Origin of the sequence: Marivirga harenae, from assembly GCF_030534335.1 — a bacterium.
Classification (GTDB): Bacteria; Bacteroidota; Bacteroidia; order Cytophagales; family Cyclobacteriaceae; genus Marivirga; species Marivirga harenae.
The window spans coordinates 2468519-2493815 of record NZ_CP130565.1 but is presented as its reverse complement, the minus strand read 5'-3'; the positions used below and the strand labels follow the sequence as shown (position 1 = coordinate 2493815).

The 25297-nt window shown below is 35.8% G+C and carries 30 protein-coding genes; 12 read left to right on the top strand and 18 right to left on the bottom strand.

Going from position 1 to position 25297, the window contains the following annotated elements; translation table 11 throughout:
* Positions 1 to 23: 23 nt before the first annotated feature.
* Genes Q3Y49_RS10750 through xseA form a run of 3 tightly spaced genes read left to right on the top strand, consistent with a single transcriptional unit; the run spans position 24 to position 2367 of the window.
* The gene (locus Q3Y49_RS10750) at positions 24 to 947 is read left to right on the top strand and encodes a universal stress protein (protein WP_303268155.1); all 924 of its coding nucleotides are present in this window, start codon (positions 24 to 26) and stop codon (positions 945 to 947) included.
* Positions 947 to 1120 (top strand): hypothetical protein, encoded by a 174-nt coding sequence (locus Q3Y49_RS10745; protein WP_303268154.1) that lies wholly within the window; start codon positions 947 to 949, stop codon positions 1118 to 1120. The genes Q3Y49_RS10750 and Q3Y49_RS10745 overlap by 1 nt, the downstream gene beginning before the upstream one ends.
* A 2-nt stretch (positions 1121 to 1122) precedes the next feature.
* Positions 1123 to 2367 carry an exodeoxyribonuclease VII large subunit gene (gene xseA / locus Q3Y49_RS10740; RefSeq protein ID WP_303268153.1) on the top strand — a complete coding sequence of 415 codons (1245 nt, stop codon included), beginning with the start codon at positions 1123 to 1125 and terminating at the stop codon, positions 2365 to 2367.
* Between the two features lie 113 nt (positions 2368 to 2480).
* On the opposite strand, the gene Q3Y49_RS10735 is transcribed toward xseA, so the two are convergent.
* The gene (locus Q3Y49_RS10735; RefSeq protein ID WP_303268152.1) at positions 2481 to 3263 is read right to left on the bottom strand and encodes a TIGR02757 family protein; all 783 of its coding nucleotides are present in this window, start codon (positions 3261 to 3263) and stop codon (positions 2481 to 2483) included.
* Positions 3264 to 3265: 2 nt separating this feature from the next.
* Positions 3266 to 4747 carry a muramidase family protein gene (locus tag Q3Y49_RS10730; protein ID WP_303268151.1) on the bottom strand — a complete coding sequence of 494 codons (1482 nt, stop codon included), beginning with the start codon at positions 4745 to 4747 and terminating at the stop codon, positions 3266 to 3268.
* A 241-nt stretch (positions 4748 to 4988) separates the two neighbouring features.
* Here Q3Y49_RS10730 and Q3Y49_RS10725 point away from each other — a divergent pair, with 241 nt between their 5' ends.
* The 3 genes from Q3Y49_RS10725 to Q3Y49_RS10715 are packed head-to-tail and all read left to right on the top strand — an operon-like array spanning position 4989 to position 7759.
* Positions 4989 to 6335: an NfeD family protein gene (locus Q3Y49_RS10725; protein WP_303268150.1), complete on the top strand. Its 1347-nt coding sequence runs from the start codon at positions 4989 to 4991 to the stop codon at positions 6333 to 6335.
* A 6-nt stretch (positions 6336 to 6341) separates the two neighbouring features.
* Positions 6342 to 7082, top strand: a complete 741-nt coding sequence (gene kdsB, locus Q3Y49_RS10720) for a 3-deoxy-manno-octulosonate cytidylyltransferase (protein ID WP_303268149.1) — start codon at positions 6342 to 6344, stop codon at positions 7080 to 7082.
* Positions 7079 to 7759, top strand: a complete 681-nt coding sequence (locus Q3Y49_RS10715; protein WP_303268148.1) for a nitroreductase family protein — start codon at positions 7079 to 7081, stop codon at positions 7757 to 7759. The genes kdsB and Q3Y49_RS10715 overlap by 4 nt, the downstream gene beginning before the upstream one ends.
* Here the strand turns inward: Q3Y49_RS10715 and Q3Y49_RS10710 are convergent.
* The 6 genes from Q3Y49_RS10710 to hisH are packed head-to-tail and all read right to left on the bottom strand — an operon-like array spanning position 7756 to position 11303.
* Complete coding sequence (locus tag Q3Y49_RS10710; RefSeq protein ID WP_303268147.1) at positions 7756 to 8172, bottom strand: hypothetical protein; 417 nt, start codon at positions 8170 to 8172, stop codon at positions 7756 to 7758. The genes Q3Y49_RS10715 and Q3Y49_RS10710 overlap by 4 nt on opposite strands.
* On the bottom strand, positions 8172 to 8597 hold the full coding sequence (locus Q3Y49_RS10705) for a hypothetical protein (protein ID WP_303268146.1): 426 nt from the start codon (positions 8595 to 8597) through the stop codon (positions 8172 to 8174). Before Q3Y49_RS10705 ends, Q3Y49_RS10710 begins: the two co-directional genes overlap by 1 nt.
* A gap of 19 nt (positions 8598 to 8616) precedes the next feature.
* Positions 8617 to 9213 carry a bifunctional phosphoribosyl-AMP cyclohydrolase/phosphoribosyl-ATP diphosphatase HisIE gene (hisIE, locus tag Q3Y49_RS10700; RefSeq protein WP_303268145.1) on the bottom strand — a complete coding sequence of 199 codons (597 nt, stop codon included), beginning with the start codon at positions 9211 to 9213 and terminating at the stop codon, positions 8617 to 8619.
* 27 nt (positions 9214 to 9240) lie between these two features.
* Positions 9241 to 9996 (bottom strand): imidazole glycerol phosphate synthase subunit HisF, encoded by a 756-nt coding sequence (hisF, locus tag Q3Y49_RS10695; protein WP_303268144.1) that lies wholly within the window; start codon positions 9994 to 9996, stop codon positions 9241 to 9243.
* A 1-nt stretch (position 9997) separates the two neighbouring features.
* On the bottom strand, positions 9998 to 10714 hold the full coding sequence (gene hisA, locus Q3Y49_RS10690) for a 1-(5-phosphoribosyl)-5-[(5-phosphoribosylamino)methylideneamino]imidazole-4-carboxamide isomerase (RefSeq protein ID WP_303268143.1): 717 nt from the start codon (positions 10712 to 10714) through the stop codon (positions 9998 to 10000).
* A 4-nt stretch (positions 10715 to 10718) separates the two neighbouring features.
* Positions 10719 to 11303, bottom strand: coding sequence for an imidazole glycerol phosphate synthase subunit HisH (gene hisH, locus Q3Y49_RS10685; protein ID WP_303268142.1), 585 nt, complete (start codon positions 11301 to 11303; stop codon positions 10719 to 10721).
* A gap of 511 nt (positions 11304 to 11814) precedes the next feature.
* Between hisH and Q3Y49_RS10680 the strand changes: the two genes are divergently transcribed.
* Positions 11815 to 12342: a YceI family protein gene (locus Q3Y49_RS10680; RefSeq protein ID WP_303268141.1), complete on the top strand. Its 528-nt coding sequence runs from the start codon at positions 11815 to 11817 to the stop codon at positions 12340 to 12342.
* Between the two features lie 31 nt (positions 12343 to 12373).
* Here Q3Y49_RS10680 and Q3Y49_RS10675 read toward each other — a convergent pair whose 3' ends face one another.
* A complete protein-coding gene (locus tag Q3Y49_RS10675; RefSeq protein ID WP_303268140.1) occupies positions 12374 to 13321 on the bottom strand; it encodes a hypothetical protein in 948 nt (315 codons plus the stop codon).
* Positions 13322 to 13467: 146 nt separating this feature from the next.
* Between Q3Y49_RS10675 and Q3Y49_RS10670 the strand changes: the two genes are divergently transcribed.
* Positions 13468 to 14355 (top strand): Ppx/GppA phosphatase family protein, encoded by an 888-nt coding sequence (locus Q3Y49_RS10670; protein ID WP_303268139.1) that lies wholly within the window; start codon positions 13468 to 13470, stop codon positions 14353 to 14355.
* A 1-nt stretch (position 14356) separates the two neighbouring features.
* On the opposite strand, the gene Q3Y49_RS10665 is transcribed toward Q3Y49_RS10670, so the two are convergent.
* The 9 genes from Q3Y49_RS10665 to pdxA form a co-directional block, all read right to left on the bottom strand.
* A complete protein-coding gene (locus Q3Y49_RS10665; protein WP_303268138.1) occupies positions 14357 to 14851 on the bottom strand; it encodes a Rid family hydrolase in 495 nt (164 codons plus the stop codon).
* Positions 14841 to 15527 carry a hypothetical protein gene (locus Q3Y49_RS10660; RefSeq protein WP_303268137.1) on the bottom strand — a complete coding sequence of 229 codons (687 nt, stop codon included), beginning with the start codon at positions 15525 to 15527 and terminating at the stop codon, positions 14841 to 14843. Before Q3Y49_RS10660 ends, Q3Y49_RS10665 begins: the two co-directional genes overlap by 11 nt.
* A gap of 16 nt (positions 15528 to 15543) precedes the next feature.
* Entirely contained in the window at positions 15544 to 16899 is a 1356-nt protein-coding gene (gene accC, locus Q3Y49_RS10655; RefSeq protein ID WP_303268136.1) for an acetyl-CoA carboxylase biotin carboxylase subunit, read from the bottom strand.
* 51 nt (positions 16900 to 16950) lie between these two features.
* Positions 16951 to 17427 carry an acetyl-CoA carboxylase biotin carboxyl carrier protein gene (gene accB / locus Q3Y49_RS10650; RefSeq protein WP_303268135.1) on the bottom strand — a complete coding sequence of 159 codons (477 nt, stop codon included), beginning with the start codon at positions 17425 to 17427 and terminating at the stop codon, positions 16951 to 16953.
* Positions 17428 to 17476: 49 nt separating this feature from the next.
* Positions 17477 to 18043 carry an elongation factor P gene (gene efp / locus Q3Y49_RS10645; protein WP_303268134.1) on the bottom strand — a complete coding sequence of 189 codons (567 nt, stop codon included), beginning with the start codon at positions 18041 to 18043 and terminating at the stop codon, positions 17477 to 17479.
* A 28-nt stretch (positions 18044 to 18071) separates the two neighbouring features.
* Positions 18072 to 19067, bottom strand: coding sequence for a beta-ketoacyl-ACP synthase III (locus Q3Y49_RS10640; protein WP_303268133.1), 996 nt, complete (start codon positions 19065 to 19067; stop codon positions 18072 to 18074).
* Between the two features lie 231 nt (positions 19068 to 19298).
* Positions 19299 to 19490 carry a 50S ribosomal protein L32 gene (gene rpmF, locus Q3Y49_RS10635; RefSeq protein ID WP_013455314.1) on the bottom strand — a complete coding sequence of 64 codons (192 nt, stop codon included), beginning with the start codon at positions 19488 to 19490 and terminating at the stop codon, positions 19299 to 19301.
* 20 nt (positions 19491 to 19510) lie between these two features.
* Positions 19511 to 20041, bottom strand: a complete 531-nt coding sequence (locus Q3Y49_RS10630) for a YceD family protein (protein ID WP_303268132.1) — start codon at positions 20039 to 20041, stop codon at positions 19511 to 19513.
* Positions 20042 to 20097: 56 nt separating this feature from the next.
* The gene (pdxA, locus tag Q3Y49_RS10625; protein WP_303268131.1) at positions 20098 to 21108 is read right to left on the bottom strand and encodes a 4-hydroxythreonine-4-phosphate dehydrogenase PdxA; all 1011 of its coding nucleotides are present in this window, start codon (positions 21106 to 21108) and stop codon (positions 20098 to 20100) included.
* An 86-nt stretch (positions 21109 to 21194) separates the two neighbouring features.
* On the opposite strand from pdxA, the gene rsmA reads away from it, so the two are divergent.
* The 4 genes from rsmA (at position 21195) to Q3Y49_RS10605 (ending at position 25217) form a co-directional block, all read left to right on the top strand.
* Positions 21195 to 21977, top strand: a complete 783-nt coding sequence (gene rsmA / locus Q3Y49_RS10620) for a 16S rRNA (adenine(1518)-N(6)/adenine(1519)-N(6))-dimethyltransferase RsmA (RefSeq protein ID WP_303268130.1) — start codon at positions 21195 to 21197, stop codon at positions 21975 to 21977.
* A complete protein-coding gene (gene mgtE / locus Q3Y49_RS10615; protein WP_303268129.1) occupies positions 21964 to 23340 on the top strand; it encodes a magnesium transporter in 1377 nt (458 codons plus the stop codon). Before rsmA ends, mgtE begins: the two co-directional genes overlap by 14 nt.
* Before the next feature lie 22 nt (positions 23341 to 23362).
* Positions 23363 to 24307, top strand: coding sequence for an NAD(P)-dependent oxidoreductase (locus Q3Y49_RS10610; RefSeq protein ID WP_303268128.1), 945 nt, complete (start codon positions 23363 to 23365; stop codon positions 24305 to 24307).
* A 67-nt stretch (positions 24308 to 24374) separates the two neighbouring features.
* Positions 24375 to 25217, top strand: coding sequence for a pentapeptide repeat-containing protein (locus Q3Y49_RS10605; RefSeq protein WP_303268127.1), 843 nt, complete (start codon positions 24375 to 24377; stop codon positions 25215 to 25217).
* The last annotated feature ends 80 nt before the right edge of the window (positions 25218 to 25297 follow it).

Sequence of the window (25297 nt, the reverse complement as noted above, 5' to 3'; positions counted from 1 at the left end):
ACCCGAATTCAGAATAAAGCTTTATGTATCCAATTAAAAAAGTAATTATAGGATTAGATTTAAGTGATTTAGACAAAACCATGGTGGAGTTTGCAGACTTTTTGGCAAAAGCTTCAGCAGTGGAAGATGTTTATTTTGTAAATGTAATTAAGAACCTTTATGTGCCTAAAGAGGTGTTGAAGGAATTTCCCGATATGGTGGAAAATGCTATTAAGGAAAGAAAAAGTGAAATGGAGAAAAATTTCGAAAAATTCTCTACTGGAGAACATAAAGCCAATTTTCATTTCCATGTTCAAACAGGTAAAATTGCAGACAGTATTCTAAAATTCACCAAAGAGAAAGATATTGATTTGATTGTAATGGGTAGAAGAGAAAAAGCTGCAGAAAGTGGTTCGCTTGCCCAAAGGCTGGCTAGAAGAGCAGCCTGTAGCCTTTTGATTATTCCTGAAGGCACTACACCAAAAATGGATAAAATCTTAGTTCCAAGTGACTTTTCAGAGCATTCTAAATTAGCTTTGGAAGAAGCACTTAATATAGCCCAACTAATCGATGGGTCTACAGAAATTACAGTTCAAAATGTCTTTACTGTACCAACAGGTTATCATTACACTGGCAAAACTTTCGAAGAATTCACAGAAGTAATGAAGAAAAATGCAGTAAAGAACTATAAAAAATTCATAAGTTCAATTGATACAAAAGGTATTAAACTTAAGGCAGTCTACTCTCAGGATACCAATGAAGATGTGACTACCGACATGATAGATAAAGCACACCAGATTAATGCGAATGCTATCATAGTTGGTGCAAAAGGACGTACTGCCACCACTGCATTCTTTTTAGGAAGTATTGCAGAAAGACTAATTCAACTAGACAATGACATTCCCCTAATGATTGTAAGACCTAAAGGTAAGAATGCCGGCTTCTTGGAATTTTTAAAAGAATTATAATGCGCAAAACAATAGAAAAGTTTTACGATTGGTTATTTGCAAATAAGGAAAATGACGAAGTGGTTCCTTTTGCGAATAAGCGATTCATGTTTTGGTTTTCTATAATCAGCTTTGCAGTAGTACTATTTTTCATTATCAAAGATGTTGTTAGAAATATCCAAAACGTGCAATAATAATGCAGCACATTTCTCTAACTGATCTCAATTTATTAATTAAGGATACCCTCAACACCCAGTTGGAGCCCTCCTATTGGGTAGTAGCTGAAATTGGCGAACTACGGGAGGCTAGAAATGGTCATTGCTATTTGGAATTTGTAGAGAAAGATGAAGAAAGCAATCAACTATTATCCAAAAGTAGAGCTACCATTTGGTCATACAGCTACCGTAGCATCAGTGCTTGGTTTCAATCTATTACAGGGGAAAGTCTAAAAGCTGGTATGACGGTATTGGCCAATGTTCAAATACAGTTTCATGAAGTATATGGTTTAAGCCTAAATGTAAAGGATATAGATCCTAATTTCACCTTGGGTGAAAGAGCCAGGAAAAAGCAGGAGATTATAGCACGACTCAAAGAAGATGGTGTTTTTGAGATGAATAAAAGCCATGCCCTACCTATAGTTCCTCAAAGAATAGCAATAATCAGTGCTGAATCAGCTGCAGGTTACGGAGACTTCATGAATCAAATCGGAAATAATGACTATGGTTACCAATTGCGAAGTCAACTTTTCGTAGCTACCATGCAAGGAGATAAGGCAGCTCAAACGATCATTAGCGCTTTACATCAAATCCATCAACAAATAGAGGATTTTGATGCCGTCATTCTGATCAGAGGAGGTGGTGCTCAGGTTGATTTAGATTGTTTTGATGACTATGAATTAGCTGCCCATATTGCACAATTTCCACTGCCTGTCTTTACTGGAATTGGTCACGAGCGAGATGAAACGATTTGTGATTTGGTAGCACACTCTAAATTAAAAACTCCAACTGCAGTAGCTGAATTTTTGATTAGGGGAATGAGAATTTATGAGGAAAAGATAAATTTTGCCACTCAAAATATATTGGCTTATCTCAATCAAAAAGTAGATTTAGAGCAACATAAACTCAATGACCGAAGACATTCTTTGAGATATGCATTAAGAAAGCATTTCAATAAGGCTGAAAATCAGTTGGCTCGACACGAACAAAAACTGCAATACGGTGTTCGTAAAAACTTTCAAAATAGTCGACAAAAACTCGAGATTTACGAAAAAACTTTGGAATTGATAAATCCTGAAATGGTTTTTAAAAAAGGCTATTCCTACACCAGCCTCAACGGTAAAAGCATCATGGGACAGAAGTTGAAAAAAGGAGATGAATTGAAGACTATTACGGCTAAGCAGGAGGTTAAAAGTAGAGTGGAATCTGTTGGGAAGAGTGATTAAATATAATTGTACACCGAAAGTGTCATCCAGTGAATGGTACTAGCGAGACGCTAATACCAGTAAAGTAGTTGTTGTGATACTAAATTCCTAATTCCAAAATTTGTAATTCGAAATTATTTCCCAAATCCTTCCATAACCCCCAAGCCAAATAATGCGAAATCATATTTAACCGGATCATTGGAATCCATTTTCCGTAAGCCTGCTGTTAATTCTTCCGCTGTTTGCCAATCGGTTTGTTTTCTTTGGATTAAACCTAATTTCCGAGCTACCCTATCGACATGTAAATCGCACGGGCAAATTAAATCGGCAGTCTTAATATTGTTCCAAATACCGAAATCTACTCCCCTATCATCTTGTCTGACCATCCATCTCAAGTACATATTGATTCTTTTGCAGGCTGATTTCCTTTCTGGAGTGGCAATGTGTTTACGGGTCCTTTGAGGAGCTATTTCGGAAGCAAAAAAGAAATGGTGAAAAGCAATCAGGCTTTCTTTTATGAATTCGTTCTCAGTTGATCTGCCCAACAGGAAAGCCTCCTCTAAACTATCATGTTTTTGATAGAATGCTTTAAAGAAATGAATAAAATAAAGGGTATCAATATCATTGAAAGTCCTATGCTTAAAATGCATCAGATCTTTTAAATCATTTTCAGAATGATGCATTATAAATTCATGTGGACTGTTCCCCATCATGGTCATCAGCTCTTTGCATTTATTGATGATGGTTTTTCTTTGTCCCCATGCTAAAATTGAAGCAAAAAAAGCAGAAATTTCTATATCCTGCTTTTTCGTAAATAAATGTGGAATACTGACTGGGTCTTCGGCAATAAAGTCTGGTCGATTATACAAGTCATACTTTTCATCCAATAAGGATCTCACCTCCTCAATTTGCTTCATGCTTAATCCTTCAGGGGCAGATAACTAATTTCAACAGGAAATTTGTAATCAACACCGCCCAGCTTCTCGAACGCCTTTTTGGAAATCCTGATTACAACTTTCTCATCTACGCCAGTGTTCGGCAGCTTCCCTAAAACCCTTACAAAAACAATTTGATCGTTTAAATCATTTCGCACCTGCATGATGGTACCAATTTTAGCTGTTCTATGAAGTGCCAGATACTTTTCTGTACCCTCAGATCCCTCAATTACCTCAGCAACGCCCTTTTCAATAATTTTATCCACTTTCGGCATGTCATCATCTTCCACCGTAAAATAAGCTTTTGTATCTTGTTTTTGAGGGTTGGATACTTTTGGCTTAGTAGTATCAAAATCTGGCTTCTCGTCTTTTTTGGCGTCTTCTATTTCTACATCAGCCATCAGTGCATCCGGATTTTGAATATAAATTTTTTGTCCAAGGCTCAATTGGTAGTTGTTCAAACTATTCCATTTCCTCAAGTCTTCAACTTCAACACCATACTTTTCAGATAGGCTGTACAATGTTTCACCTGACTGAACTGTATGTAATCTAGACCGATCAGTGGAATCTATCGTACTTTTTTCATTGGCCAAGTCAGCTGATTTTTCTTTTTCAACTGCAGGGGGTACAATTTTAATTACCTCTCCTCCAACAAATGGATCTTTGAATTTATTCCACTTTCTAAGTTTCGATTCTTGCAAACCATACATTTCAGCCAACTTTTTATAAGTCTCCCCTTTCTTTGCATTATGGAAAGTCTGTACACTTGGCGTTTGATATTGATTAGCAGGCTCCTCTTTTTTCTCTTGAGCTTTAGCCTTTACAATTAGTTTTTGCCCAACTGCTATATTATTGTCTTTCAAATTATTTAACTCAATAATTTCACTCTGTGTAACGCCATATTGTTTGGAAATACTGTAAATAGTTTCACCTAAATCAACCACGTGTACAAGTTTATCTTTTTGATCAATTTCAATCCCTTGTTTAGTATCTTCCGAAGGGAAATTGCCAGGATTACTGACCCACAATTTTTGTCCGATTTCTAATGTAGTAGATTCTAAATTATTCCATTTCATAATATCTTCTTGACTGACGTCATATTGCTTCGAAATTGAATATATAGTTTCGCCTGCATTTACAATATGTTGTTTTGCTTCTTGCTTTTGGGTAGTTATTCCAGACGAAGAATTGAACTGTTCTTCTCGATATGGAATCAGTAATTCACGACCGATTTGATCAATTTTATACCCATTCTTTTCTTGTGGATTCACCTCTTGAATGTCCGCAACGGAAACATGATAGCGTTTCCCTAAAGAGTAAAGCGTCTCTTTAGGTTCTAATTTATGAATTATATATTTTTTGCCATCAATGACTTCTATTCCGACTGAATCAACTGCAGAAGCGTTAACTCCAAGCGATGTAATTAATAAGAAAAATAAACTGATTAATGAAATTTCTATCTTCATGCTTTTACGGTATCCAATTGCTGTACAAAAATGGTTATTATGTAATGATAAGTAAAATAAATTTGGGTTTTAATTCTCAAATCATAAAAGAAAACGTGATTTTCTTTTATGAATTATAAAAGTGTCCGTTTATTAAAAAGATCTCCTAAAAGAACAGCTTCGTAGAAAATTTTAAAAATGTCAGGACTTATTATTGTTGCTTAAATACTAATCTCTTAAATTGAATGAATATTTGTAATACATGAAAAAAACAGCCTTAATTTTATTCCTACTCTCTATTATTCAATTTCCAGTTTTTGCTGATACGCTATCTACCAAGTCTGAAGTATTCATCATGGAAATCAAAGATCAGATTGATGCCAGGACTAAACGCTATGTTGATATTGCCCTCCAAGAAGCTAAGGATAGAAAATCCTCTCATATCATCATCGAAATGAATACTTATGGTGGTGCTTTATATGATGCAGATGAAATACGATCCGCATTATTGAATTTGGACATTCCTGTCTATGTTTTTATTGACAATAACGCTGCTTCAGCTGGGGCACTAATTTCAATCGCTTGCGATAGTATTTATATGGCTCCTGGAGGAAGTATAGGTGCTGCAACTGTTGTCAATCAAACGGGTGAAGCAGCGCCTGACAAATACCAGTCTTATATGCGTTCCATTATGAGGTCAACAGCAGAAGCCAAGAATCGTAATCCACAAATAGCAGAGGCAATGGTTGATGAAAAAATTGAGATTGAAGGCATTACCAAAGCAGGGGAAGTGATAACATTTTCAACATCGGAAGCAATCACAAACGATTTTTGTGAAGGTCAATTCAATAATACCACAGAATTATTGACGCATCTGAATTTAGATGATACCAAAGTTTATCGATTCCAAACAAGTACAACAGAATCAATTATTTCATTTTTTATCAATCCGTTCATTAGTGGAATTTTAATTCTAATCATAATTGGTGGGATATACTTCGAATTGCAAACTCCAGGGGTTGGGTTTCCAATCATGGCTTCTATTATAGCTTTAGTTCTGTATTTGATACCCTATTACCTAAATGGGTTGGCAGAAAACTGGGAAATCTTAGCCTTCGTCATAGGATTGGTTTTAATAGCTATCGAAGTATTTGTCATTCCAGGTTTTGGAGTATTTGGGATTTTAGGCTTGATATTGACTTTGGGTTCTTTAGTTTTCATGATGTTAAATAATGAAATGTTTGATTTTGAATTTGTACCAAGTGAAAACATAACTCGGGCTTTACTGACGACCTTAACTGGCCTGTTTGGTAGTATAATTTTAATGTTTATTGGTGGAGTCCGTCTAACAAATAGTAATTTTTTTAAAAGAGTAGCCTTACAAGGGGTTCAATCCAAAACGGACGGTTATTCATCTCGCTTTATAGAAGCTGGAATGGCCGGTAAAACCGGTTCAGTATTCTCGGTTCTCAGACCAAGCGGAAAAGTAGAAATCGAAGGAGAACTGTATGACGCACATACCAGAGGTGAGTATTTGGAACAAGGTGAAAAAATAGTAGTGGTTGATGAAAGTGGTACGAGTTTAAAAGTAAAAAAAGCGGAAAACTAAGAAAATATGGACATAATAGGAATCATCCCAGCAAGATATGCCTCAACCAGATTTCCCGGAAAACCATTAGTTGATATTGCGGGTAAAACCATGATTCAACGAGTGGTAGAACAGTGCAAGAAAAGTAAGGCACTGAAAAAGGTAATTGTTGCTACTGATGACAAACGTATTTTCGACCATGTTGAAAAGTTAGGTCATGAAGTTTATATGACTAGCCCCGACCATAAAAATGGAACCGAAAGATGCCATGAAGCTTTAAAACTAGTTAGTGGTAACTATGATTTTGCGATCAATATCCAAGGTGACGAACCATTCATAGATCCTCAGCAAATTGAGCTTTTAGCTAGTATTTTAAACAGAAAAACAGAGATTGCTACCTTAATAAAGAATATTGATGATCTTGAAGATCTTAAAAACCCTAATGTAATAAAAGCATTAAAAGCAGATAGTGGGTTAGCCTTATATTTTTCTCGCTCTTCTATACCTCATATGAGAAATATCCCTACCGAAGATTGGATGAAAAGTCATCAACATTATAAACACATTGGAATCTATGCCTACAGGGTTGATATTCTGGCAAAATTAGTAACCCTTTCTCCTACTCCTTTAGAATTAGCTGAATCTTTAGAACAGTTAAGATGGATTGAAAATGGCTATAGAATTAAAACCGCAATTACCCCTATAGAAACAATTGGAATTGACTCTCCTGAAGATTTGGAAAGAGCTTTAAAGGAAATGCCATTATGAATGAAAAACTTATAAAGGGACACCCTCACATCCTCTTAAAACATCAGAATCCCAATATCGAAATACTTCAAAAAAGAAGTGATGATTTCTACTTATCAATGGATAAAAGAAGATCGGTTCGAGAGTTTTCTGACAAAAAGATCCCGAGAGTAGTAATTGAAAACATAGTCAAAACTGCATCAACTGCGCCTTCTGGTGCTCATAAACAACCTTGGACATTTTGTATTATATCTAATCCAGCATTAAAAAAGAAAATAAGGATTGCTGCCGAAGCAGAAGAAAAAGAAAGTTATGACAGCCGAATGAGCGATCAATGGTTAAAAGATTTAGAACCAATCGGCACAGACTGGGAAAAGCCCTTTTTAGAAACTGTACCGTACATTATTGTGGTTTTTAAAAAGATTTACGATGAAGAAGAAGGACAGAAAAAAACTAATTACTATGTAAACGAGTCAGTTGGAATTGCTTGTGGCTTCTTAATTTCTGCTATACACCAAGCTGGCTTGGCTACGCTAACTCATACGCCCAGTCCTATGAATTTTTTATCGGAAATTCTGGAAAGACCTAAAAATGAAAGACCCTACTTATTGTTACCTGTTGGGTATCCTGCTGAGGAGACTTATGTCCCTAAACTTGGAAGAAAGGGGTTAGAAGAAATGGCTAAATTTTATGATTAAAGTGTGATTGTAACTTTCTCTACCCCTTCTACCAATAGAATATGACAACAATCCTTGCCAATAAGCATTTCCTGAGTAACTACTTTTTCGCCATTTTTAACTCCTACAAAAATGACCGTCTTGCCCTCAAAAGAAACACTATCCATTTCGCCATCAGTAGCCACAGGATAAAAACCTTCCTCCAGCTGGGTTAATTCTTGATCTATGGTGACATTAAAGTCTTTAAATTCAGTGTAATAACTATCTAATTGAACAGGATTACCATGTTGATCTTGGATTTGCAATTTTATGACCCTAAATTCCATAGTGCATATTACATCAGGATCACAAGGATTATCCTTATTCGATTTATTTTGGTCTTGACAAGTAGCTGCCATTGATATGAAACAAAATAATATAAACAAATTCTTCATTATTCTTCAATTTGAATTTCAGTCTCACCCTCAATCAAAATCACATGACAGCAGTCATGACCTATCACCATTTGATGTTCCACTACATTTCTTCCATCTATTTCTCCAACGAAAATTAAGACAGTGCCTACTTTATCCAGTTCTTCTAATTCTGCATCTGAGATGACAGGATAAATGCCATTTTCAACCTGAAAATCATTTTTATCAAATTCAAATTTATTTCGGGAGTCTTCAAATGTATAAAAATCATCCAAGACTACGGGATTCCCATTTCCATCTTTAATCTCAAGAGTAATAGTTCTGAATTCTTCAGTACAAATCAAATTTTCAGATTCACAATCATCACTAGAAAGCTTATCTTCTTCACAAGAAATAAGTGAAAATGAAAAAATAGCAACTAAATAATATAAGGAGTTGAATTTCATAAAGCTCTACTTTTTTTACCTAACGATGCCTACCTTCCAATATTTTGACCACATCTTGTATCTTATATCCTTTGGCTTGTAATAGAATTAAATAATGGAATAACAAATCAGCTGACTCATTTAAAAACAACTCCTCGTTATCATCTTTAGCTTCAATTACTACTTCTACAGCTTCCTCTCCTACTTTTTGTGCAATTTTGTTAATTCCCTTTTCGAATAAACTTTTCACATAGGATTTTTCACTATCTCCATTTTTTCGTTCTTCAATAACCGCTTCTAACTGCTTAATAAATCCTATGCCTTCATTTTTTTCACCCCAGCAGGTATCTGCACCAGTATGGCAAGTAGGTCCATCAGGATTCACCTTAATTAGAAAGCTATCTTGGTCGCAATCCAAAGATATGTCTACCAAATGTAGAAAATTGGAAGAAGACTCTCCCTTTGTCCAAAGTCTTTGTTTTGATCTGCTAAAAAAGGTCACTTTTCCAGTTGATTGTGTTTTCTCAAGTGCTTCTGCGTTCATGTATCCCAGCATTAGTACTTTCCCTGTTACATTGTCTTGAATGACTGCAGGCAATAAACCATTTTCACCTTTTGAAAAATCGGGTGTTTGCATAATTCTCAATTTTTTAAAATCTAAACTTTAGATTCTTGTAGGTATATTTTTGTTTTTTAAATATGTTTTTAAATCTGGGATTCCAATTTCCTTAAAATGAAAAATACTAGCTGCTAATGCAGCGTCAGACTTCCCAGCTGTAAAGGTATCATAAAAATGCTGCATATTACCTGCCCCTCCTGACGCAATAACGGGCACATTCACCAAAGTTGAAACTTTAGCTAAAAGCTCATCAGCAAAACCTGCTTTTGTCCCATCATGATCCATAGACGTTAACAATATTTCGCCTGCTCCCAATTCCACAGCCTTTTGTATCCAAGCTTCAGTTTCAAGTCCGGTTGGTTTAGATCCACCGTGCGTGTGTACAATATTTTTATCACCAACTCTTCTAGAATCAACCGCCACTACTATACACTGCGAGCCGAATTCATCAGCCATTTTTTTGATAATTTCGGGATCCCGCACTGCAGCAGAATTGATCGATACTTTATCTGCACCAGCTGCCAACAATACGGAAACATCTTCTACCGTGCTGATGCCCCCTCCTACTGTAAAAGGGATATTGATAGCCTCAGCTACTTTCTCTACCAGTTCCACCAATGTTTTACGCTTTTCATTAGTTGCGGTAATATCTAAAAATACTAGCTCATCAGCACCTTCTTCTGCATAAATTTTGGCCAATTCAACGGGGTCACCAGCATCTCGCAATTCAACAAAATTCACACCTTTAACTGTACGTCCGTCCTTTATATCTAGACAAGGAATTATTCTTTTCGTTAACATTTTACTGAAACTGCTTTAAGTCTTTTAGGTTTATCCTCTGTTCGTAAATAGCTTTTCCAACGATAGCACCATACACATTCATTTCTTCCAAGATTTGTAAATCCTCTAGTTGACTCACCCCACCACTGGCGATCAATTTTATATTCGGAAATCTATCAAGAATATTTTGATACAGTAGATTGGAAGTACCCTGTAAAGCTCCATCTTTAGAAACATCAGTACAAATCACATATTTCAGACCTTTTGCTAAATAGTGCTCCAAGAAATCGAAAATATGTTTCTCTGAACTCTCCTGCCAACCATGAATTGCGATATGCTCGTCTTTCACGTCTGCACCTAAGATAATCTTCTCAGCACCAAATTCATCAATCCATTCTGTAAACAAGGCTTCATTCTTGATAGCTATACTCCCTCCTGTAATTTGGCTAGCACCAGCTTCAAACACCGCTTTTAAATCGTCCGTGCTTTGTACACCGCCACCAAAGTCAATGGTTAAATTAGTACCTTCAGCAATAGACTGAAGCACATCTAAATTCACCACCTTTTTTGCTTTTGCACCATCCAGATCGACCAAATGTAATCTCTGAATGCCAGCAGCTTCAAATTCCTTGGCCACAGCGAGAGGATTATCATTATATTCCGTTTTTTGGTTGTAGTCACCTTTAGTAAGGCGAACACATTTTCCACCTATAATATCAATAGCAGGTATTATTTGCATTTCTTTATAATTCAAATAAAAAATTTCTTAAAAACTGTTCTCCTGATTCAGCACTCTTTTCGGGATGGGGCTGTATGGCATAGAAATTATTCTTTTTCAGCACATTGCTAAACGGCAACATATAGTCAGTTTGAGAAATAGTTTGCTCGCAAATTTCTGCATAATAAGAATGCACGAAATAGTAATAAGCAGGGGATTTTATGTTTTTAAATATAACATCATCCGACAAACTCCCTACATTCCAGCCCATATGGGGTACTTTCAAATCATTCGGAAACTTCTTCACTTTCCCATCGAAAATTCCCAAACATTCCGTATTACCTTCCTCAGAATGACTGCATAAAAGCTGTAGCCCTAAACAAATGCCAAGAAACGGCTTTTCTATAGATTTAATCACCTTATCCAGATCTCTTTCCTTTAGATACTTCATAGCAGATATTGCTTCTCCTTGCCCTGGAAAAATCACTCGATCTGCATTCAATATTTCTTCAGGATTATCTGTTAAATTCCCTTCTATCCCCAACCTTTTTAAAGCCAACATCACGGATTTGATATTGCCTGCATTATACTTTATAACTGCTACCTTCATTTATAATATTACATATTAGCACATTTGATATACTTTGAACTGGATGGCATTAATAGTAATCGATCAATATCAATTTCGTTTCCGTATCTAAACCATTTCCAATTTCTAGAAAAGCATAAAGTGATAGCCAACGACTTAAAAAATTTTGCTTACTCTCGGCTTTAGTAATTTCAGATTCACTAATTGCTTTATCATTGATGTAATCCTGGCTACTCAATCTTCCAATACAATTCAAGACCTTACGATTTCCTTACTTCCTTCAAATCTTTAATTGAAGCCTTCAAGTCGACTATTCTAGCTTCCATCATTACCTTCAATTGTAATTTCTCATTGTCCATCATAGATCGACAATTCTTTCTAGAAGGCGCAAGTTAATAATTGTATTCTTAACCAATGATAATATTAAAACTAAGATCACAAATTATTTTATGTAGCCAATAACTATTTACATGTACCTACGTTTAATGTTTATACATATATATTAATATAAAACATAATTTACGACCTACTTATGAAAACCAAATGGATTATTGACCCCATACACAGTGAAGTGCAATTCAACGTCAAATACTTGGTTATTTCAACTGTGAGTGGTCAGTTTAATAGATTTTCAGGGCATCTAGAAACAGAAAATGGAGATTTTGATGATGCTTCAGCTGAATTTCAAATAGAAACAGCCAGCGTAAATACTAATGTTGAAGAAAGAAATAACCACTTAAAATCATCTGATTTTTTTGATGCAGCCAACTACCCACATATCACATTTGCTGATGGAAAACTAACAAGGTCAGGGGATGATTATAAACTAAAAGGCGATTTGACTATTAAAGGGAAAACCAAGAATATTACCTTAGATGTTGACTTTGGAGGTTCTATCCTGGATGGATATGGTCAGAAAAAAGCAGGTTTTGAAATCTCTGGAAAAATCAATAGGAAAGAGTTCGGTTTGACATGGAATGCAGTTACCAAGACAGGTGGTGTAGTTGTTAGTGATGACGTTAAATTAATGCTAAATGTACAAGTGATCCTACAAAACTAGTTAACCAAGAGACTTTCGTCAAACTTAATTATTATCTTCTCTTACCAAAGTTAAACAAGCCGCCTCTTCCTCTGCTCGGCCGAATATTGTAATGCTTTCCGCCAACTCCAAATATTCTATTTAACATATCTCCTTGAATATAAAATTCTGCCTTCACATTAAAAATTAGATAATAATCATCGCTTTCAGGATTACCTCTAATCTCGCCTCTTCCTGACGGATTAGATAAAGCCGCAGCAGTTACTTCTTCAGGAACATTTAAATCAAATTCACTTAAATCAGGATACCCTCTTCCATTTACTCCGCTTACATCATCTAAGTAATCAGTAAAGGTAATGCGATTACTTATCTGTGCGGTAACATCTATGAATTCCGTAACTTTAACTCGTACCCCAAGCCCAACTGGGATTACCATAGCAAATCTACCATAGGTATTAGGTCTTTCCGTTTCATATTTCCTTAACGAAACCATTTCACCTGCTCTTGGTACAGACATCAATGTATCTCCAGCTTCATTCCTTAAATATTCAGGAACTTCAGCTCTGGGATCAAATAACAGCACTCCTACACCAGCAAAAATATAAGGATTTACAAGCTTTCTTTGCGTAAAACGACTTGCAGTTGGAAAAAGTGAAATAGAAGCTGTGGCGCTTAATTCTAAATTATTGGAAACGAAGGACAAGCCTCTTGATCTAGTATTCAATTCGGGGTCAATATCTTGATCATCTCCAGAAAGCTGAAAAGCCATTAAATTAACTCCTGCTTGTACTCTATTGCTAAATCTGTATTGCAGTCCGCCTACGATGTTAAGCCGAGTATCAAAATATGAACCTGGATTAGTTAAATCACCCAAAGACCTCGCATAACCTAGTCCACCGGTAGCCATCCAACGTCTATTGATCCGGTTGGAGTAAAAGCTTTGAGCAAAAATTTCTGCTCCGCAAAAAAACAATATCGATATAAGTAGGATTTTTTTCATAAAAACTTAACAATAACAAATATACAGAAAAATTTAGATAATCTCATATATGCAAAAGTTTGTACTCAAAACAAAAATAAAATAAATCAAATCCAAATTATCTTCATAATCGACACATATCAATCTATTTTTTTGTTTTTTTGGGTATGTTAAAACTAGCAGCTATTGATATTGGTTCAAATGCCATTAGAATTCAGTTAACAAGAGTAACCCTTTATGAGGGTAAAATCACTTTTAAAAGGCTAGAGTATGTTCGTTTTCCTTTACGCCTGGGACAAGACGTTTTCACAACAGGGAGGATAAGTGAACAATCTAAGGTTAAATTCTTAAAATTAATGCACGCATTCAAAATCTTGATTGACCTCTATGAAGTCGATGACTATATGGGCTGCGCCACCTCCGCCATAAGAGAAGCAGAAAACGGAAGATATTTAATAGAGCAGGTAAAAGCTGAGTTGGATCTTGAAATAGAAATCATTGATGGTGATAGAGAAGCAGATATGATCAACAAAGCGATTTTCCCCTATATGGATGACAAATCTTATCTTCATATAGATGTGGGTGGAGGAAGCACCGAGTTTAATTTTTACAGGAACAATATAAAATTGCTATCGAAGTCATTTAAGATTGGTTCAGTGAGACATCTTGAGACCAACAGCTCGCACCATTTGTGGTATGAGATGCAAAACTGGATTGAACAAAAAGTGATTCAAAAATCAGTAAAAATTCATGCTATCGGAACTGGAGGTAACATTAATAAAGTACAAGATTTAGTAAACAAAAAAGCAGGTAAACCTATAAGTATGAAAAAAGTAGTAGAAATGCAGAACTATATTAAGGGTTTTAGCATGGAAGAAAGGATAAATAAATTGCAGCTTAATCCTGACAGGGCAGATGTAATTATACCTGCATTAGATATTTACATAAATGCGATGAAATGGTCCAAAAGTCCCAGCATTATTGTGCCAGATAGCGGTTTAAAAGATGGCATAATGCAAGTGCTCTATGAAAGGAATAAAGAGATATTAAAATAGTCTATTTGGCCGCAACTGCTTCAACTTCAACTAACAACTCTGGTCTAGCTAATTTATAAACACCTATAGTGGACCGAGCCACTTTACTTGGATTCTCTGCATTATTAAAATATTCTCCATAAGCCTGAAACCAAGCATCCCAATCAATCTCACCCGTTTCATCAGGTGCTAAATAAACTCTCAGAAAGAATATATCCTGCATATTATAACCTTCAGCTTCGATTGTTTCCTTAATTTTTTCTAAAGTCCCAATACTTTGCTGATATGTATTGCCATATTTTGACATATCACCTTCAGGAGCATCTGGGTTTAGCACTTCGCTCACCAAACCAGATGTGTAAAAAATATCTTTATCTTTTGGAATATAAGCACCCTTTAAAATACTGGCTTCTGGTCTATCAATCCTTTTAATATCCTCTGTCTCCCCTTTTTGCGCATCAGATTGACAAGACAAAGAAAACCACATTATAAAAACTAAGATTAGACTATTTCTCATCTTCTAAAGTTTTAAAATTAAAACGCTTAATTAACGAAAACTGCAGAATAAACAAATTATCATTATTCTCAGGATTACCAAAATTTGAAATGTTATCTAAATAATCAGTTTGGGGATTCAACCAACCGGTTCGTAATTGAAAACCAAAATCGTTAGCTAAAAAATAATATGCATTAAGAGTAGTGGGGAGTAAAACTGTAAAGTTAGAATAATCCTCTCCTTGATCTCTACTATTTAATTTTGATGCTAAATCATTATTATCACGATCAAACACTGAAAAACGTAAGAAACCAAAGCCTTGAGATAAATAGATGGAGTAATTCGGCTTTTTGAGCAAATGAATACTTGGCTCTACATGCAATGACTGGTAATTAGTTTTAGCGAAATCATTAATTTGAAACTCTCCCTGGTCAAAAAATCGAACATCACGATTTTCAGCTTGCACTTCCCCTACACTTACCCAAAACCCAACATTAAACCAACGATTAGGAATAAACTGCAATGAAGCTGACATTTGAGTACCTGGTTTCTTATAGGCAGGTTCTAAATCTGTTTTTGGAATACTAGTCCCAAAACTTATTCCTGCAATTTTGGTCAGCGTAGAATCCTGCTGCCCGTAAACAGAAAAAGCAAGCAGGAAACTAATCAAAGTCAATATTCCAGCTTGCTTTCTCATATGAATTAAATTCTAATTACTTGGTACTTTTCAACTTAGTGAAGTCGTAGTCATCCAAAAACTTGGTGGTGAAATTACCAGATTTAAAAATCTCATTATCCATCATTTCTATATGAAATGGGATAGTGGTTTTGACACCTTCGATCACAAATTCGCTCAAAGCACGTTTCATTCTAACCATTACTTCCTCTCTAGATTGTCCTGAAACAATCAATTTCGCAATCATTGAATCGTAAAAAGGTGGAATGGTATAACCAGCGTAAACATGACTATCTACTCTCACGCCATGACCGCCAGGCAAATGCAGGTTTGTAATCTTTCCTGGACTAGGTCTGAAGCCATTCGCAGGATCCTCGGCATTGATTCTACATTCCATTGCACAAAGGTGCGGAAAGTAATTCTGCCCTGATATCGTTATTCCAGCAGCTACTTTGATTTGTTCTTTAATCAAGTCAAAATCAGTAACTTCCTCAGTAATAGGATGCTCCACTTGAATACGCGTATTCATTTCCATGAAATAGAAATTGTTATGCTTATCCAATAGGAATTCAATAGTACCCGCTCCTTCATAACCTACTGCTTCAGCACCAGCTATTGCAGCTTTACCCATGGCATCACGCAATTCATCAGTCATTACTGGACATGGAGTCTCCTCTATCAACTTTTGATGTCTTCTCTGAATAGAACAATCTCTTTCTGAAAGGTGACATGCTTTACCGTTTTTATCTCCAACCACTTGAATTTCAACATGGCGTGGTTCCTCAACGAACTTTTCTAAATAAAGGCCCTCATTTCCAAAGGATGCTCCCGCTTCTTGACGCGCAGAGTCCCAAGCTTTCTTGAACCCCTCTTCATCATTAACAATACGCATCCCTTTACCTCCACCACCGGCAGTGGCTTTTAGTATAACGGGATACCCCATGTCTTTAGCAATTTTTTTTCCTTCTTCAATAGATTCCAACAAACCTTCTGAGCCTGGAATAGTAGGAACGCCTGCAGCCTTCATAGTAGCTTTAGCAGTAGCTTTGTCTCCCATTTTACTGATCATCTCTGGATCAGCACCAATGAATTTGATGCCATATTCCCCACAAACTTTTGAAAATTCGGCATTCTCAGACAAAAATCCATAACCAGGATGGATTGCATCTGCATTAGTGATTTCCGCAGCAGAAATAATGTTAGGAATATTCAAATACGAATCCTTACTAGCCGCAGGCCCTATGCATACTGCTTCATCAGCAAAACGCACATGTAAACTGTCTTTATCTGCAGTAGAATATACAGCCACGGTATTGATTCCCATCTCTTTGCAAGTTCTGATGATTCGCAAAGCTATTTCACCTCTATTGGCAATTAATATCTTTTTAAACACGATTCTTTTCTTTTTAATGAAACAAATAATACAATTCTTGATTATTTTTTATCAAGAAGGATCCACTAAAAATAATGGCTGGTCGTATTCTACAGGAGTGGCATTATCCACTAATATTTTTACGATTTTACCTGAAACGTCAGATTCAATTTCATTGAATAACTTCATTGCTTCTACGATACAAACGGTATCTCCCGCTTTTACTGAATCACCTACGTTTACAAAAGCAGGATTATCAGGATTAGGAGTCCTATAAAAAGTACCAATCATTGGAGATTTAATTGTAACATATTTATCGTCATCACTAGCAGGAGCACTTTCGCCACTAGAGCTTGGAGCTGCTGGAGCGGCAGATGGTGCAGGGGCAGGGGCTGCTGTTGGTTGAGGTGCAGGTGCTGCAGCTTGAACGACTTTTGCTTCGGTATTCTTTTTAACTTTAATTTTGAATTCTTCTGTTTCTATATTCACTTCATCCAATCCGGATTTAGAAATAAAATCAATTAGGTCTTGAATCTCTTTCGCTTTCATAGCTTTTGGTTTAGTTAAAAATCAAAAATTCTTTTACAATTATAATTATTTATTTTTTCACCCTTTCCGCATAAGAACGGGTTCTTGTATCCACTTTTATAAGCTCATCTTGATCAATAAATAATGGTACTTTTATTTCTGCACCAGTTTCAACAGTTGCTGGCTTGGTAGCATTGGTAGCCGTATCACCTTTAATGCCTGGCTCGGTATAAGTTACCTTCATCTCAACAAAAGGAGGCAATTCGCAGCTTAGTGGTTTTTCTGTTTCTGCATGAATCAAAATTTCAACCTCTTGTCCCTCTTTATATAAATCCGCATTATCTATCACTTCGTCTGGAATTGAAATTTGTTCAAAAGTTTCTGTGTCCATGAAGTGCATACCAATATCATCTTTATATAGAAATTGATGTGGCCTTCGTTCTATCCTTGCGGTGGTAACCTTATGACCTGAAGTAAATGTATTATCTAATACTTTACCGGTGGTAAGACTTTTCAATTTTGTCCGTACAAACGCAGGGCCTTTACCCGGCTTTACGTGTTGAAATTCAACGATTGTGAACAAGTCATGGTTATATTCTATGCAAAGACCATTTTTAAAATCAGAAGTATCTGCCATATATTAAAATTTAATTTAACGAATTAATTTAAGAATCGTAAGCCCATTTTATATAAACAGAGCCCCATGTGAAGCCCCCGCCAAAAGCAGCCAATATTATGTTATCTCCTTTTTTCATTTGTTTTTCGTATTCCCAAAGGCATAATGGAATAGTTCCGCTTGTTGTATTTCCATATTTATGGATATTCAACATCACTTTATCAGAACTAACACCCATTCGATTAGCCGTGGCGTCAATAATTCTTTTATTGGCTTGATGTGGAACTAACCAAGCTACATCTTCAGAAGTCAAATTATTTTTAGCCATTATATCAGCAGCAACTTCCGCCATATTTGTTACGGCAAATTTAAAAACCTGACTGCCTTCTTGATAAGCATAATGTTGACGGGCATCTATTGTTTCATGAGTAGCTGGTTTTCTACTGCCACCGGCTTTCATATGCAAAAATTGCTCTCCAGAGCCATCAGTATGTAAAATCGAATCTTTTATACCATAGCCTTCGGTGTCTGGTTCAAGCAAAACTGCTCCTCCACCGTCTCCGAAAATAATGCATGTCTGCCTATCTTGATAATCAATAATTGAAGACATTTTATCAGCTCCAACCACTACGACTTTTTTATATTTACCTGTTTCTATGAATTGAGAAGCGGTAGCTAAGGCGAAAACGAAGCCCGAGCAAGCAGCTTGCAAGTCGTAACTAAAAGCATTGATAGCTCCCACATTATTACTGATTACATTGGCGGTAGCTGGAAATAACATATCAGGGGTTGTTGTTGCACAGATTAATAAATCTATATCCTCGGCCTTGTTTCCCGTTTTTTCCAGTAAGCCTTTAACAGCTTCAGTTCCTATTACAGAAGTCCCTTGGTTTTCCCCTTTAAGAATTCTTCTCTCTTTTATTCCGGTACGGGATGTAATCCATTCATCATTGGTTTCCACCATTGTCTCCAACTCTTTGTTGGTCAAGACGTAATCAGGCACCCACCCATGAACTCCGGTAATAGCTGCAGTTATTTTAGTCATGTTTTGATTGTAGTTTCTATGGCAATTGAGTTGCTAATATATAGAATATTGATTTGAAGCTCGACAATTTTTAAAGAAATGCGCATAGCTTCGGCTCAGCGAGCAACTTGTACTTTAGAATAATTAAATTTAAACATGATAGAGTGCTAAAAATAATATCCATTCAAAAAGTAAAGCCAATAAAAAAAGCTTTGCGGCTAAGCAAAGCTTTAAGTTTTTAAACTGACTTTATTAAGCCAATACTTCTTTTTCCATTACTACATTTCCTTTGTAGTAAAGCTTACCTTCATGCCAGAAAGCTCTGTGTGGCAAATGCGCCTCGCCTGTAGTAGGACAAATCGCCAATAATTTTGCCGTTCCTTTTTTATGAGTCCTTCTTTTATCTCTTCTAGTTCTAGATATTTTTCTCTTAGGATGCGCCATTTTATTCTAATTTTTAATTCTTATTTCTTTTTATTCAATTTTTTCAATGCTTCCCACCTTGGGTCAATCTTCTCTTCTTCTTCCTTTATATCCTCTTCAGCATCATCTATATAAACATATTCATTATGTTCTTCATCTTCCTCAATTTCATCAGGATGCAATTTCTTTAATGGAATCTGCAAAGCAATTGTTTCGTAAATGAAATGCCCCACATTAATCACTTGCGTGTTTTTTGTGATCACAAATACATCTTCTTCCAATTCTTGCTCTTCCTCCCCATATTTATACAACAACTTTTTGTTGATATCTATGGGGTATTGAAATGGTTCAAGGCTTCTGTCGCTAATTAAATCAAGGAAGCCCGAGAAATCAAAATTTAACTCCAATAGATTTTCTCTCTTATCTAATAGAAGTTGTATCTTCACTTCCCCACTTTCAACCAATTCACCTTCAAAATTACTGAAAAAGTCTGAATTAACAGTGTATTCGTATTCATGTTGCTTGATTGCAAGCTTATAAACCTGAATGTCGAAATCCTTCAACTTTTCCATCCCATCTGAATTAAGAGCGCAAAGATAAAAATATTATTTGATATTACTAAATAGCTTCAAGAATATTCTTTTCTATTTTTAATGATATCAACTGCCAAGAACAAGGCTTGTCTCATAGAAGTTTCATCTGCCTCTCCTTTTCCAGTTAAATCGTAAGCCGTACCGTGATCTGGAGAAGTCCTTACAAAAGGAAGTCCAGCTGTGAAATTCACTCCATTAGAGAAAGCTAATGTTTTAAATGGGATTAAACCTTGATCATGATACATAGCTAAAACGGCATCAAAATTTTTATATTGATGATTCCCAAAAAACCCGTCCGCAGGAAAAGGTCCAAAAACCAATTTACCTTTCTCTTTTCTTTTATCGATTAATGGTCTAATGAAATCTTCCTCCTCATTTCCAATCACACCGCCATCACCAGCATGTGGATTTAAACCTAAAACTGCAATCCTTGGTTTCTTGATTCCAAAGTCTTTCTTCAAGGATTTTTCTAAGATATCGAGTTTACTATCAATTTTTTCTGCCGTTACATTTTCACCTACTTGATTAATGGGGATATGTCCTGTAACCACTCCTACTCTTAAATCACCATCGACCAACAGCATCAAACTATCTTTCACGCCTGCAGCTTGGGCCAAGTATTCTGTATGCCCAGCAAATTTAAAGTCTTCAGATTGAATATTGTTCTTATTAATTGGAGCAGTCACCACTGCATCAACCCGACCTTCCATTGCATCTTCCACAGCCTTTTTTATGCTTACAAAAGCATATTTCCCGGCTTCTTCCGTAGATTGACCCATAGTAATATTCACGGTTTCTTCCCACAAATTCAATACATTGAGCTTTTTATCGCTTAATTCCTCTAACTTCTTCAATTGAAAATAATTGAAATCGCGAATATTTAGTGCTTTTCTGTAGTACGATAAAATTTTCCCAGACCCATACACCACTGGTGTCAGCATTTTTATGATTCTATTGTCCTCCAAAGCTTTGATAATCACTTCAGGTGAAATGCTGTTTACATCTCCAATAGTAATGGCTATAGTTGGTTTATTGGTTTCTTCCATACCTTAAATACGAGCTTTACGCTGAATTGTAAAATAATTATGATTAAATTCTGTGCAATTTAGTTTTTTTTTATCTGCTTTGAAAAATGAAGGGAGTAAGAGCAAAAAAACATCTAGGACAACATTTCTTGAAGGACACTAATATTGCCAATAAAATTGTTGATAGCATGACCGGGCATAAACACTATAAACACCTTTTGGAAATTGGCCCGGGAACTGGCGTACTTAGTGATTTCTTAATTGAAAAAGCAAAGTATGAGCTGCTTTTTATGGATGTAGATCAAGAATCAATTGACTTTCTTCAAAACAAATATCCTGATCATAAAGAAAAAATCATTCAAGAAGACTTTTTGAGAATTGACCTAGGTCGATATTACAATGAACCCTTTGGGATCATTGGTAATTTCCCATATAACATTTCGTCTCAAATATTTTTTAAAGTATTGGAATACAGAAACCAAATACCTGAAGTGGTGGGGATGATTCAAAAAGAGGTGGCAGAAAGAATTGCTTCAAAAGAAGGAAATAAAACTTATGGGATTTTAAGTGTTTTACTTCAAGCTTATTATAAGGTAGAATATTTATTTTCTGTTCCACCCAATGTTTTCAATCCTCCTCCAAAAGTGACCTCTGCTGTTTTACGCCTTCGTAGGAATGAAACCAAAACATTGGCTTGCGATGAGAAGTTGTTTTTCAGGGTGGTTAAGCAAGGCTTTAACAACAGAAGAAAAACTTTGCGCAATGCTTTAAAAACTTTCGACTTATCAACTGAAATAAAGTCATTAGATTTGTTAGATAAACGAGCCGAGCAACTGACCGTTAATGATTTTGTAGAATTGACAAACCACATTGCCAATGGAAAATCTTGATCAACAAGAACATATTGACCAATTTGAGCTATCTAAAGAATATTTGGAGAAATTGCAACTTGCCATTAATGAGCGAGATGAAAATTTCATCAAAAACACTTTAGAGGGAATAAATCCTGCAGATATCTCTACTATTTTACTCGAGTTCGATACTGAGGAATCTCGCTACATATTAGATGTATTGGAGAACGAAGTCAGTGCGGAAGTCATCAATGATTTGGACGAGGATGACCGTTCAAAATATTTGAAAGGATTTGATTCTGTTGAGATTGCCGCCATGCTAAACGAATTGGATTCGGATGATGCGGTGGATATCATCAATGAACTTCCTTTAAAAGATCGAGAAGAAGTTATTGCGTCCTTAGAAAATAAGGAAAAAGCAAAAAATATCCTGGATCTCTTGCGCTACGAAGAAGATGTAGCCGGAGGTTTGATGGCAAAGGAGCTGATTAAGGCCAACGCCAATTGGTCAATCAATCAGTGTATAGATGAAATCAGAAGGCAAGCAGAAAATGTAGAAAAAATCTACTCTGTTTATGTTGTCGATAACCAAAATGTATTGTTGGGAAGGGTATCACTGAAAAGGCTGATATTGGCAGATGCTCATCTTAAAGTAAAAGACCTTTATGACAGTGAAGTAATATCTGTAGAGACGTATATGGACGAGGTGGACGTAGCAGAAATCATGAGGAAATATGATTTGGATGCCGTTCCAGTTGTTAACGTGCAGGGAAAGTTGATGGGGAGAATCACAATTGATGATATTGTGGATGTAATCACAGAGTTAGCAGAAGAAGAAAGGCAGATGATGGCGGGTATTTCCGAAGATGTTGAGGAAGATGATAGTGTTTGGATGTTAACAAGAGCCCGACTACCGTGGCTTATAATAGGAATGTTTGGAGGTTTACTAGGTGCCCAATTCATTGGCGTTTTCGAAGACGACATACTGCTTGTTCCCGCAATGGCCTTTTTCATTCCCCTGATCACTGCTACTGGAGGAAATGTGGGCATTCAATCCTCTTCAATTGTATTACAAAGTTTGGCAAGTAAATCAGTATTTGATGACTCCTTTCTGAAACGGATTGCCAAAGTGTTGGCTGTTGCAATTTTGAATGGGATCGTAATAGCGGGCATAGTAATGGGAATGAATTTGATTTTAGGACAGGATATTAAATTGGCAATAGTAGTTTCAATAGCTTTATTTACTGTGGTTCTACTAGCCTCTTTTATGGGTACCGTTACCCCCTTGGTTCTGGATAAATTAGGCATTAACCCTGCTTTGGCAGCAGGCCCCTTCATTACAACTGCCAATGATTTACTTGGCTTACTGGTTTATTTTTCAGTAGCTCATTTTCTGATCTAAATAAAGCTTAATAAAATCATACATGAAAGTACTCATAATTGATGAAATGCATGAAAGCATAATCCCTTTGTTGAATGAAATCAAATTAGAGGTGGATTATATGCCAAAAATTGAAAGGCATGACATCATTTCAATCATAGGAAATTATGACGGCCTGATTGTGCGAAGTAAAACCCCGATTGATGAAGCCTTGCTAGGCAATGCCCAAAAGCTAAAATTTGTAGGTAGAGCAGGAGCAGGAGTGGATAATGTGGAAGTAGAAGCTTTAAAAAAAAGAAAAATTCAACTAATTAATGCTCCTGAGGGAAATAGAGATGCTTTAGCAGAACATGCCATAGGGATGATACTAACTCTATTCAATAAAATCAATATAGCAGATCAGGAGGTGCGTAACGGCATTTGGGATCGAGAAGGAAATCGTGGAGTAGAATTGATGGGTAAAACGATTGGGTTAATTGGATATGGAAATATGGGTGAAGCGTTTGCTAAGAGACTCAGTAGTTTTGGGTGTAAAATTTTAGCCTATGATTCTGAGAAAACAGGATTTTCAAATGAATATGTTAAGGAAGTAAATCTCGAAGAAATTTTTAAAGAAGCTCAGATCCTCAGTTTACACATTCCGATGAATCTCCAAAACAAGGGTTTAATAAATTATGAATTTCTTAACAAATTTAGCAATTTAGACTACCTCATTAATACATCAAGAGGGGAAGTTTTAGTCTTGAAAGACTTGTTAAAGCTATTAAAAGATGGGGAAATAAAAGGAGCGGCATTAGATGTACTAGAAAACGAAAAAATAAGATCACTAGCGTCCGAAGAACTATCCGTTTTTCAAGAAATTACACAACTAAAGCAAGTGCTATTTACTCCACATGTAGCTGGTTGGTCTTTTGAATCTTATGAAAAAATTAATAAAATTCTTTATCACAAAATTAAAAAACTAATCAGAAATATTGATAATTTATAGAAGAGGCTATTAAAAAATCACAAAATTGCTATAAATTGAAACTGATTTCACTTTAGGATTTCATCAAATGGGGAAAAGAGAGTTTAAGGAAAATATAGAAGAAAAAATCAAACAGATAACAGAGAAGCCACTTTTAACTTCTGTTATAGTTCTTGTAATTCTTACTATTTTAGTTTTAGGACTAAGCCTGCCTTATTATTTTGACAATTTTCGTGATTTTTTCAAGGAAGTGCTGGCTGAAGCACATGGTATGCTTTTCGATATTGCCATAATCGGTATCTTAATTTATTGGCTAAGAGAAAACGGAGAAAAGCAGCTGAGAATCAAAATGTATAAAGATGAAATCGATGATTTCCGTCAATGGGAATCAGAAGAAGCTGCCTTTAGAACAGTAGGAAATATCAAGAGACTTAATAGACATAAGATTACAGAGATTAACCTGGTGAACTGCCATTTGACAAAAACAAATATGAGTCATGTTGAATTAACTGGTTCAAATTTAAATTCCTCAAATTTCAGCCATGCTAATGCCATAGAATGTAACTTCTCTGCAACCCGAGCAAATCAAACAAATTTTGAAAATGCCAAAATGAACCAAGCTAATTTTGAAGGAGCTTTTGCAAGTGGAGCAAATTTTAAAGATGCCTTCTTAATCAAAGCAAACTTTAAAAACGCCTTCTTAATCAAATCTGATTTTTCAAATGCATATTTAATGGAAGCAGATTTAAGCAACTGCCATCTAACTGGTGCTGTTTTCGATGAAGCTAGCTTATATAAAGCAAATCTGAGAGGTGCTGAAGGCATTACAGTTGACCAACTGAAAAAAGTGAAGACCTTATATTTGGCTGAACTTGATGATGATATCAAAAGCGAAATACAAGAATCCTACCCAGAACTTTTAGGTAAATAGAACGTTAGGAAACAATCTTGTTTTCAATATTAAATTACATTATCTTTGTTTTAACATTTAGAAACAAGAAAGACGGCTCA